Annotated in this window: 10 protein-coding genes; 5 read left to right on the forward strand and 5 right to left on the reverse strand. The window is 61.7% G+C overall.

The genetic code is table 11. The features are described 5' to 3' along the window. The first annotated feature begins 89 nt into the window (after positions 1–89). From GOX53_RS23140 to GOX53_RS23160, 5 genes are all read left to right on the forward strand, one after another. Positions 90–818 carry a GntR family transcriptional regulator gene (locus GOX53_RS23140; protein WP_171180616.1) on the forward strand — a complete coding sequence of 243 codons (729 nt, stop codon included), beginning with the start codon at positions 90–92 and terminating at the stop codon, positions 816–818. Further along, complete coding sequence (locus GOX53_RS23145) at positions 818–1,870, forward strand: aldo/keto reductase (protein ID WP_171180618.1); 1,053 nt, start codon at positions 818–820, stop codon at positions 1,868–1,870. Before GOX53_RS23140 ends, GOX53_RS23145 begins: the two co-directional genes overlap by 1 nt. After that, positions 1,860–2,291 carry an RbsD/FucU family protein gene (locus tag GOX53_RS23150; RefSeq protein ID WP_171180620.1) on the forward strand — a complete coding sequence of 144 codons (432 nt, stop codon included), beginning with the start codon at positions 1,860–1,862 and terminating at the stop codon, positions 2,289–2,291. Before GOX53_RS23145 ends, GOX53_RS23150 begins: the two co-directional genes overlap by 11 nt. Beyond that, a complete protein-coding gene (locus tag GOX53_RS23155; RefSeq protein WP_171180622.1) occupies positions 2,288–3,118 on the forward strand; it encodes an amidohydrolase in 831 nt (276 codons plus the stop codon). The genes GOX53_RS23150 and GOX53_RS23155 overlap by 4 nt, the downstream gene beginning before the upstream one ends. A 110-nt stretch (positions 3,119–3,228) precedes the next feature. Further along, positions 3,229–4,764 carry an alkaline phosphatase family protein gene (locus GOX53_RS23160; protein WP_171180624.1) on the forward strand — a complete coding sequence of 512 codons (1,536 nt, stop codon included), beginning with the start codon at positions 3,229–3,231 and terminating at the stop codon, positions 4,762–4,764. A gap of 50 nt (positions 4,765–4,814) precedes the next feature. On the opposite strand, the gene GOX53_RS23165 is transcribed toward GOX53_RS23160, so the two are convergent. From GOX53_RS23165 to GOX53_RS23185, 5 genes are all read right to left on the reverse strand, one after another. Then, positions 4,815–4,970, reverse strand: a complete 156-nt coding sequence (locus tag GOX53_RS23165; protein WP_171180627.1) for a hypothetical protein — start codon at positions 4,968–4,970, stop codon at positions 4,815–4,817. Continuing rightward, positions 4,942–5,379, reverse strand: coding sequence for a 2'-5' RNA ligase family protein (locus tag GOX53_RS23170; protein ID WP_171180628.1), 438 nt, complete (start codon positions 5,377–5,379; stop codon positions 4,942–4,944). Before GOX53_RS23170 ends, GOX53_RS23165 begins: the two co-directional genes overlap by 29 nt. A 183-nt stretch (positions 5,380–5,562) precedes the next feature. Beyond that, complete coding sequence (locus GOX53_RS23175; RefSeq protein ID WP_171180630.1) at positions 5,563–6,504, reverse strand: peptidoglycan-binding protein; 942 nt, start codon at positions 6,502–6,504, stop codon at positions 5,563–5,565. 50 nt (positions 6,505–6,554) lie between these two features. Beyond that, positions 6,555–8,873, reverse strand: a complete 2,319-nt coding sequence (locus GOX53_RS23180; protein WP_171180632.1) for a hypothetical protein — start codon at positions 8,871–8,873, stop codon at positions 6,555–6,557. 9 nt (positions 8,874–8,882) lie between these two features. Next, a complete protein-coding gene (locus GOX53_RS23185) occupies positions 8,883–10,799 on the reverse strand; it encodes a hypothetical protein (RefSeq protein ID WP_171180634.1) in 1,917 nt (638 codons plus the stop codon). Positions 10,800–11,066: the final 267 nt, after the last annotated feature.

An 11,066-nucleotide genomic window follows, 5' to 3' on the forward strand; every position in this document is an offset into this window, starting at 1 on the left:
TCTCAACATTCTGGGCTGAGCGTTGTAGAGAGTGCTAGCTTGACTCGCAGCATGTGTCAACTAACATGTTAGTATAAAAGGAGGAGCCCATGGCCCCAATCGCGGACATCGACGCAACCCGGCTGAAGGATATCGGCGCTTTTGAGGGGTCTCTGGCCCAGAGGGTCTATCTGTCCCTCAAGGAGGCGATCCTGTCGCTGGAGTTCCCGCCGGGATCGGTGCTGCGCAAGGGCATGATCTGCGACACGCTGGGCGTCTCGCGCTCGCCCGTGTCCGAGGCGATTGCCCGGCTGGCCGCCGAGGGGCTGGTCGAGGTGATCCCGCAATCGGCTACGCGCGTGTCGCATTTTTCGATGTCGGAGATTCGCGAGGGCACCTTTCTGCGCGAGGCGCTGGAACTGGCCACCGTGGCCAAGGTGGCGCGGGACCGGACCGAGGAGCAGTTGGCGCAGTTGACCCGGAATGTGCGGCTGCAAAGCCTGCTGGTCGAGGATGGGGATTTCACCGGGTTCTATCAGGCGGATGAAGAGTTTCATGCCATGCTGATGCAGTTCACCGGCTATACGCGGCTGATCACGGTGGCGCGCATGGTCTCTCTGCAGGTCAGCCGGGCGCGGATGCTGCTGCTGCCGACGCCGGGCCGCGCCGCCGAGACGCTGGAAGAGCACCGCGCCATCGTCGAGGCGATCCGGGATCAGGATCCGGTGGCCGCTCAGACCGCGATGCGTCACCATCTGGGCCAGCTTCTGCCGCGGATCGAGCCGCTGGAACAGGAACGGCCCGAGCTGTTTACCCTCTCTGATGCAAGGAAACGCTGATGAAAGCCGCCGATACCGCCCCCCTCAACCTACGCACCGCGCGCCCGGTTCCGCTGACCCGTATGGGGTTTGGCGGTGCGCCGCTCGGCAATCTCTATCGCAAGGTCAGCGACGAGGATGCACAGGCGGCCCTGCAAGCGGCCTTTGACGCAGGCATTCGGTACTTCGATACCGCGCCGCAATACGGGCTGGGCCGGTCTGAGGAGCGGTTCGGTGCGGCAATCCGGCGGTTCGGCCGCGACAATATCCAGCTTTCGACCAAGATCGGCCGCCTGCTGCTGGATTGCGAACCGCATGAGGTGACGCCCGAGGCTTTTGTCGACGTGCCGCAGAAGCGCATCGTTTTCGACTACACCTATGACGGCGTGATGCGGTCGTATGAGGCCAGTCGGCAGCGTCTTGGGGTGGCAAATGCGGATATCCTGCTGGTTCACGATGTCTGCGTGTTCTCTCAGGGCAGTCAGGAGGCCAGCGACGCCAAGGTGCGCGAGTTGTTCGACGGGGGCGGCTACAAAGCCCTGACCGAGCTGCGCGCAGCCGGGGAAATTGCCGCCATCGGCGCGGGCGTCAACGAATGGCAGGTCTGCGAGAAACTGCTGGGGCTGGGGGATTTCGACGGTTTCCTGCTGGCGGGCCGCTATACGCTGCTTGAGCAGGAGGCGCTGGAGACCTTCCTGCCGCTTTGTAAAAAACGCGATGTGGGGATCATTCTTGGCGGGCCCTACAATTCCGGCATCCTCGCCACCGGCGCGGTGCCCGGTGCGAAATACAATTACGCGGACGCGCCGCCCGACATTCTGAACCGGGTGCGCCGGATCGAGGCGGTCTGCGCCGCCCACAGCACGCCCCTGATCGCCGCCGCCCTGCAATTCGTGCTGGGGCATCCGTGCGTCAAGACCGTGGTGCCCGGCGCAGTCAGCGCGGCTGAGGTTGAGGCCAATGTCCAACTGCTGGAAACCCCGATCCCGACCGGGCTGTGGTCGGATTTGCAGCGCGAAAGACTGATCCGTCCGGATGCGCCCCTGCCGTCGGAGACTGCCGATGCTGCGTGATATCGACCCGATCCTGTCACCCGATCTGCTCCACGCCCTGCGCGCGATGGGGCATGGAGACGAGATCGTGATCGCGGATGCCAATTTCCCGGCAGAAGGCCTTGGCCCGCGTTGCATCCGCGCCGACGGATCCTCGGCCAGCGACATGTTGCGGGCAGCGCTGTCGGTCTTGCCGCTGGATACCTTTGTTCCCGACCCGGCGCACAGCATGGCGGTCGTGGATGATCCGGATGCGATCCCCGAGGCCGTCGCCGATTTCCAGCGCATCATTGACGACACCGCAGATCATCCCGCCCGGATCGCGCCGCTGGAGCGGTTCGCGTTTTATGAGCGTGCCGCCAGCGCCTTTGCCGTCATCCAGACCGGCGAGCGCAGGCTTTATGGCAACATCATCCTGAAAAAGGGCGTCATCGCGCCATGAGGATCGACGCGCACCAGCATTTCTGGACCCTTGCGCGCGGCGACTATGGCTGGCTGACCGCCGATCTTGAGGTGCTCTATCGCGATTTTGGCCCCGAGGACCTGACCCCGATGCTGAAGGCCGCCGGAATCGAGGGTACCGTTCTGGTGCAGGCCGCGCCAACGGTGGCCGAAACCGAATTCATGCTCGGGTTGGCGGATCGAAATTCGTTCATCAAAGGCGTCGTTGGATGGGTCGATTTCGAGAGCCCGGACGCACCTGACGAAATCGCACGTCTGGCGCAGCACCCGGCCCTCGTGGGATTGCGGCCGATGATTCAGGACATAGCCGACCCCGACTGGATGTTGCGCGGCGACTTGGCGCCTGCTTTTGCCGCACTCACCGGTCAGGATTTGACCTTTGACGCGCTGGTGCTGCCGCATCACCTGTCCAACCTGCGCCGCCTGCTGGAACGCTATCCGCAGATGCGGGTGGTAATTGATCACGGGGCCAAGCCCCGCATCGCGGATGGGGATTTCCGGGACTGGGCCACGGATATGGCTGCAATGGCCCGCGACACATCCGCCTTTTGCAAGCTGTCCGGCCTGGTGACCGAAGCCGCAGTCGGCTGGACCGTCGATGACCTGAAACCCTATGTCGTCCACCTGCTCGACACATTCGGACCCGAGCGGCTGATCTGGGGCAGCGACTGGCCGGTCTGCACGCTGGCCAGTTCCTATGAACGGTGGCTGGAAGCGACCGATATCCTGCTGGCGGATCTGGATAGCGCTGCCAAAAGCGCCATCCTCGGTGGAAACGCCACGCGTGCCTACCGGCTGCGGGAATGAGCCATTCCGCGCAAAAGCGGCACCGATTGTCGCCATCCGAATAGCAAGGCTGGACGGGTCTGGCAGGTTTTCCTAAGAAAACAGTTGAGCTTAGCCGAAGGACCCTGCGGATGCCTCAGACGCGCAACGTTCTGTTCATCATCATTGATCAACTCCGGGCCGACTGCCTTTCCGGTGCGCTTGCGGATCATGTGGACCTGCCGAATCTGCGCGCGTTCATGGCCGATGCCGTCACCTTTTCGCGGCATTTCTCGGTGACGAATCCGTGCGGCCCCTCGCGCGCGTCGATCCTGACCGGGCAATACGCGATGAACCACCGCTCGGTCCGCAATGGCACGCCGCTGCGTCATGATACGCCGACCCTGGCATCCGAGATGCGCAAGGCGGGTTACCTGCCGATGCTGTTCGGCTACACCGACACATCCGCCGACCCGCGCGTGCATCACCCCAACGATCCGTCGGTGCAGACCTATGAGTACCCGATGGCCGGGTTTCACGAGGTCACCGAAATGCGGCTTGAGATGTCCTATCCCTGGCAGTCGCATCTGATGAACAAGGGGTATGAGTTCGAGGAGTATTGGGACGTCTACAAACCCGTCTCCCCGGCGGGTAATGCTCCCCGTCTGAACGACCCCGCGCTCTATTCGGCCGAGGACAGCGACACGGCGTTTCTGACCAATTCGTTTCTGGGCACGATGCCCGCCTATCACAAGCAGAGCTGGTTTGCGCATCTGACCTACATCCGGCCACACCCGCCGCTGGTTGCTCCGTCCCCCTACAACGACATGTATGATCCGGCGTCCCTGCCCTTGCCCCAGCGCTTAGAAACGCCCGGGCAGGAGGAGGCACAGCATCCGTTCTTTGGGCCGATGCTGCAAAGCGCGTCTGCTGCCAGCTTTGTCGAAGGGTTTCCAGATCTGGAACCGACGGACGAAAACATTCAGACCCTGCGCGCGGTTTATCTGGGGCTGGCCACCGAGGTCGATCACCATGTCGGGCGGGTCGTCAGCTATCTGAAGGACAGCGGGCAGTATGACAACACGCTGATCGTGATCACCGCCGATCACGGTGAGATGCTGGGCGACCGGCATGCGTGGGGCAAGATGACGGTTTTTGACGCTGCCTATCACACGTCGCTCATGATCCGGATGCCGGGCAACGAGGCGCGGGCAGGATCAACGGTCGCGCTGCCCACCGAGTCCGTAGACATCACGCCGACGATCCTCGACTGGGTGGGTCAGAAGGCCCCGAACTCGATGGACGGGCGGTCATTGATACCGCTCCTGCGCGGTACGCCGCCCGAGGACTGGAGGGCTTATTCGTTCAGCGAACTGGATTTTTCCGACCCCGAGGGCCCGACCATCTGGGAGAGAACCCTTGGCACCGGCCCCAGCGATTCCAGCCTTTGCATTCTGCGGGATGCGCGCTTTACGCTGGTTGAGTTTGCCGCCGATCTGCCGCCGATGCTGTTCGATCATGACAATGGTGGCGAGCTTGAAAACGTCGCCGACAATCCGGAGCTCGCGGACGATCTGAACCGTCTGACGCGTCAGATGCTGCGCCACCGGATGCGCAATATGGATCACACCCTGTCGCTGGATACGATCACCAACAATGGCCCACGGCGTCGGGATCGATTTGGATAATTTGGCGTACTGAGGTTCTTCGCGGCCTACTTGGACCTTACCCGATTGTGTCAGTGGGTCGGGCCGCCACCCGCCTGCCACCGGTCGAGCGGGATGTAGCGCGTCTTGCCCTGAAGGCTCTGGATCAGAACGAACTCGGTCACGCGCCATCTGACCGGCTCGATCCTGCGTTCGCCTTCAAAGCTCGATCCTGCGTTCGCCTTCAAAGCCCGATCCGTAGGTGAGCGTGATGTGAGGAGTGAATTTCGGCACCGGGCCCATGCTGAACCCTGCATCAAACAGCGCCGAAATCACCGAGAGCCGCAGGTCTGACAGCGGCACGTTTTCACCCTGCGACAGCAATACGACAGGGCTGGAGCTCGGCCGACCTCTGAAGGTCAAGGCGCGGTCAAAGCACACTTCGAACGGTTCGAAAGCGACCGTGGACGCCGCCTTGCAGGCCGCGTTCACAAACCACCGAGGCACATCCTTGAAACGCTCTACGAAATGGAGGGTGACATGCAGGCGGTCCGTCCTGAGCTCACGCAAATCCGGGCCGGGCCCGCCGCGCAATCTTCGGCGGCGGTCGACTATGGCGTCGACTGCCGTCTTTGGAGGAAAAAGCGCAAAGAACAAGTGGTGCTGTCCCCATCTTGTTGCCGGCTGCGCCCGATGGGGCCGGTGGCCCAAGGGAAGCCGGTCAAACAGCGGGAGTTGCTTTGCCATTCGCCTCTCCGGTTGCGAGGGCGCGGTTTGCATCCCGCGCCCTGACTGATGTTATTGATGCCGCGAAATGTTGCGGCCATGTTTGGCAGCACCCTAGCGGGAGCGGCCAACGAGCTTTCGGTTCATCTCCTTGTCGACCAAGCAATGCGTACCGTTGCTCGGGTCTTCTGTCCGTTGAGGGCGCTTCGCGGTGCACTCGTTACGGTTGGTCGGGTCCTCGACGCCATAGAACGCATTGATGATCGCCTGCTCCTGTTCGTGGTCGAACGCATGTGTCTGCGCGAACATGAGATACTGGAAGATCTCGGGCTGAGTTGTGGTCACGAAACGAAAATCGCCCGCGTCGGCCAACCGGCCATTGCTGCAGCCGTCATAGGCCACGGGACGCGCCAGCCTGCGACCGCCGGTCGATTTGCCCGCCAGCGCGTTGGTGAAACACCGGCGCGGCAGTGACATCTGGCAGTAGTAGTGAATGGTGATATCCGACCAGTGGTCGGGGAAATGCGTGGTCCGCAGGCACCCGATCAGCGCTTTCAGGCCCTGTTGTGTGTGCTTGGGATGATTGGGCGGGCGACCGCCATAGGTGTCGGCACTCAGATTCATGGCCGCAAGTATGGACTTGCCCGGCAGGCCCAGCTTTGCCCCGGGCGCGCGGGGGCGATAGTCGGCATAGGGGTTGCTCGGGCTGTTGATCGGCTCTTTGAGTTCGTCGATTTCGGCCTGAGTGGGAACCGCCTGCCAATCCTCGACGTTCCTTGCAAGATCGACGGATACGCCGATGGACAGGCTTTCAAGGGTTGCGTTATCCAGTTCGCCGGTTGGCGACAGCCCCTCCTGGGTTTGATAGGACACGATGGCCCGCCGCGTATTCGGGCCCATGAACCCGTCCAGCACACCGGGGTCGTGCCCCTGTGCCGCCAATTGGGATTGCGCCTGATGCACAACAGCCGAGTATCTGGCCTCGGCCGGGACCGCGATCATGGTCAAAATGGTGAGGGCGACAATCGCTGTCCAGGTTCTGGTTGGGTTCCACATGGTGAACTCCCTGTTGCTAATAGATGATAAAAAATAACTCACAATGTGTATCAGAAAGTCTTCAAATATTCCAGAAGATCGCCGATTTCGGAGGCCAGAACCCGCCGGGCTATCTCGTCCCGATCCGCCACGGGATCGAGACCGCTGGTATCCGGGCACAGGTTGGCTGCAAAGTCGTGGCCGCCGTTGCTGCGGCCGAATTCGGCGGTGTCGTAGTCCTTGATCGACATCGTATCATGCGGGCTATAGCGTTGTTGCGGAACGATATTCCATTCGAAGCCGACCATCGCCTGATCATAGTAGATGTTGCCGCGTTTGAATTTCGCGGGCCGTGTCTTTGGGCACATCAGGTGCATCAGCGTGGGAACCGAGCCGTTGTGCAGATAGGGCGCCCGGGCCCAGATCCCGTGCAGCATGTCGGCCTTGTAGCCGTTGGAACCCGCCCTGACCCGTCCGGGAATATCCCTGAAATAGTCGTCATAGGCTGCTGCCGTTTCAGTGACCACATTGCCGTCGTCGTCGCGCGGCAGGCACCAGTCATTGCCGGGATATTTGCGCATGAAGACGCGGCAGGCTTCCATCACCAGACCGGCCAGACCGAAGCGCGCGACCTCGCTTGTGACGCGCGAGCGGTTTTCGTCCACGCCCAGTTCAGCAACGGGGTAGATCTTGTCGTTGTGCGGCTTGTGGCAGCTTGCGCAATTCTCCCGCTCATAGACCTCAATGCCCCGGCGGGCCTTATCCTTGTCGATCTCGAACGGATAGGGCGGCGGCGGCAGGTTGTTGATGAACGGGTTGAGCGGCTCGTGAATCCGGACATTGGTTTCCAGCGGATTGCCGGTTGCCGAGGTTCCCGACGCCAGCGCGCGGGCCGCGGCCCCCTGATTGCCGTCCCAGTTGGCATGAACGCGATGCGCTGACCAGTTCAGGCTTTTGATATCGATTGGGGCCGGGACCGACGGCGCCCAGCTTTCGACATTGGAAAATATCCGTTCGCCTGCCGCCTCCGCATCTGCCGGTGTTTCAAATCCGGGCAGCGTGGCAATGCCGGTGAACAGCGGATTGTCCGGAAAATCATCCTGCATGAACCTGACATAGGTGTTGTCCGGGCGCTTGGTGTGGAGCGCGACCAGACCGGCGGCAACGCCAAAGGCATCCATCTGCCCGGGCCGGTTGTTCATCATGTCCGGCACCCTTTGATCCGGCGTCACTTTCTGTGGATTGTTCGCGTTATAGGCGTGTTTCTTGCCGACCTGATGATAGATGTATTGGGTCTTGACGGCGGTGCCGATCAGGTTGGCGATATGGGTGGCGAAGTCCTTGGCGACCCAATAGGTCTGCAGCTTGGCGCGTCGCATCTCCTCGGGTGACGGGCCATAAATGGTACCTACGGTGTCATCCTTGCGCGCGCGGTCGATCATCCGAACGAGCAGTGCCTTGACCACATCGCGGTTCGCCTCGATGTCGTCGGGATCGGGGAGGGTCTGGCTGCCCATCGAGAACCCGGATTCCACCAGCGCCAGGCCGGTTGCCAACAGCAGTTCGGAGTAATGCTGCGCCTCGATCTCGGTGTTGGGCATCCCGTGCAGGAAGCGGACCTGGCCCTGCTGCACCATGTTGCCGGAGTCGTCGATTTCGCCGCCAACCACGACCCGCCCGGTATGGCAGGCCGAACAGGCGAAGAATACGGCGTCATGGTTCGGCGCCGTCTGATACTTTTCGGGCTCGGTCTGATAGTCGATATCGTCTTCGTAGATCCGCTTGCGCAGGCTGCTTCTGAGGAGCGTGGTCAGATCCAGCTGGCGCATCACGAACAGCTTGGCGTTGATACGCCGCACCTCTTCCGGCTGGACGGTGGGGTCGAACACGAACCCATTGGGCAACGAAAACCGGCGATCCTGCGCGGGTTTCGCCGTGCCGTTGTCGTAGTCTGCGGGGTGCGGACTCGAGCCCAGATGATCGAGGGTGAACACGCCGTTCTCTCCGGGAACGGGCGATGCCTGACGCCATATCCGCGCGAGCGGCAGCAGATCGGGATCGGCCTCGGTGGCCGGATCCAGAGACAAGAGCGTCTGAAGCAGGACCAGAGGAACGCCGCTGAACCCAACCGGGTGCCGGTCGAACCAGTTCCAGGCCAGCGCGGGGGTGTGACCGGGCGCAAAGCCGTATTGCGAAGCCCTGCCCGGGTCCTGATCGTTCAGATAGGCCGCAATCTCGGCCTCGCGCCGCTGCTGTTCGTCCGACCACGGTGTCGCGCTCTCAAGCCACGCATCGGAGGCATAGCCGCTGTCGGGTGGCGCCACAGTCTCGGCCTTTGCCTCGGTGAGCGTGTATCCCAGGGCGAGCAGAGCGATCAAACAGGCTCTCATGGCAAACTCCTAACTGAAATACCGGTCGGTCGTGCCGCCGAGATCGAATTCGAGCGTAAAGGTCTTGGCGTAAAGATTGTTGTCATCCAGTTGCAGCCTGCCGAACCGGCGTTCGAGCGGAAATGCGCTCTCGCCCGGCTGCGGGTCGGGCCTGCGAAGATTGTCCAGCGCCAGAACGGCAATCAGCGTTTCCACCAGAATGACGGGCGAGATGTACTGGCCCAGACATTTGTGCCTACCATGGCCGAATTGCAGATAGTTCTCTACATCCCGTCCGATGATGAAGGCGTCGGGCTGTTCGACATCCCTCATGGCCGAGCCATGCGCCACAAAGATCAGCGTTGCCGCGCGAATGGGCCGGCTGCCGGAAATCGTGGCCCCCTCCTCACGGCATTCGCGCAGCAGGATTTCGGCCTGCGGCTGAAGCCTCAGCGCTTCCAGCGCGTATTGGTGTAGCTGTCGCCGGCTTTCGTCCACATCCCGGTTTTCAAGGACATTGAGGGCCAGTTGCCGGGCCTCTTCAAAACTGCCATAGCGCTGGCCGGCGCACAGGGGCGCGGGATCGTCCTGTTCGAATTCCCCTTCCTTGAGCCGGAGGATCGAGTCGATCATGCGGCAGGTCGCCTCTTCCTGCCCGGCGACCGCACCGACCACTGTACCCATCACGTTCTCAACAATCCTCAGGTCGCCAACCCGGGCGGGATCAACCTCGGGATCGGGTGTCAGTTCCGGATCGGCCAGCCCCATCTGCAGTTTCAGCAAACGGCTCACCATCGTGTCGGGAACCGCATCACCCGCCGTCAGGGCCGCGCGCTGAATGTCCAGTTCGCGCAGCAGATAGACCAGCAACTCGCGATAGGCCCGCACGCCCCGGGCCTGAACCTCGACATCCTTCTGGACGTTGTTGAAGAAGTTCTGAAACGCGGCCTTGATCCATTCATAGACCTGCGCCTCGTCCGGGATCACGCCGTCTGACTGACCAAGCGCTGAATCGGGCAGATCGACGGTGCTGCCGTCCGGGCGCGTATGGGACGTCGGCAACGGAGTGACCCCGTCCGGCCCGGCGACTTTCGTGCCGTAGTACCGGAGCATGTCCGGGTTCAGCTCGAACCCCCCTTTTTCCTCGACGGTCGGAATGCCAAAGTAGTGGTGAGACACTGTGACCGGGACAAACCGGGCGAGCGCGGTTACGACGTCGATCTGCGCCTGATCGTCCGCACGTGACGCATCGACAACCTGTTCGACGCGCCGCATGCAGTCCTGATGAACGAGCTCGGTGATTTTTGCCGGGTCATCCTTGTTCACGACGGTGGTCAACAGGGTCTTGTCTTCAATGAATTTTTCGGCGTCATCGGTGCCCAGAATGAACGCGTCGAAACCGCCATTCTCGGCCGGCGTCATCGACTTGATCATCTCACGCCCATAGGGGTCCACGGTGAACGCGTCGTGGCGCGTCAGCACATCGCGTACGCTATCGCCATCAACGACAAGGACGGGGCCAAGAGGGGGCTGGAACAGTTTCTCCCTAGCCCTGATTTCGGAGAGCATGGGGTAAGGCTTGTATTTCAGAAAGAACCCGTAGACGCCGCCAACCGCACGGCCCTGTCGCGTGGCTGCACCCTTGAGCGTCTGCAGTTCCGTGATTTCATCGGGCGTGACGTCCCCCGCCGCGGCTTTTGCCGCCAGCTCGGACAGGCGGGCAAGATCCACGGGATTGTCGTCAAGAATTCGGGCAATCGTGGCGTAGAATGACGCCAGCGCTTCGGCAAAATTCTGTTTCAGATAACTGAGATCAGGCGCCGTGGGGTCCTCGGGTTGTGCTGACCTGCGTGTCCCCGGCAAAGCGGGTGTTTCGGTTGCTGAGCCCTCGTGCCCGGCCAGATTCGCCCAATTATTGGGCCAGTTTTCGTAATCAATCCTCAACATCGTCGGCACCTGCTGAGCTGTGCGTGGCAATAGAGTGTTTTGTTCAGTTCACTATCTGTAGAGGCGGAAAATGGAGCGGCCTCTGGGATCTCGTAATTGCGCCAGTCTAACGGAATGGCGGCGTGTCGGCTACCCTTTTGCCGTTGTGGCGGGGTTTGGCAGTCCTACCACGAGGAGGAGCTGCCGGTGCAGCGGTGGTGCTGGAGTGCCCTTGCAAAGAAAAAGGCCGCTCTTGTTGAGCGGCCTTTTTTTGGTTTGGTTTGTTCG

The organism is Ruegeria sp. HKCCD8929, assembly GCF_013031405.1.
Taxonomy (GTDB): domain Bacteria; phylum Pseudomonadota; class Alphaproteobacteria; order Rhodobacterales; family Rhodobacteraceae; genus Ruegeria.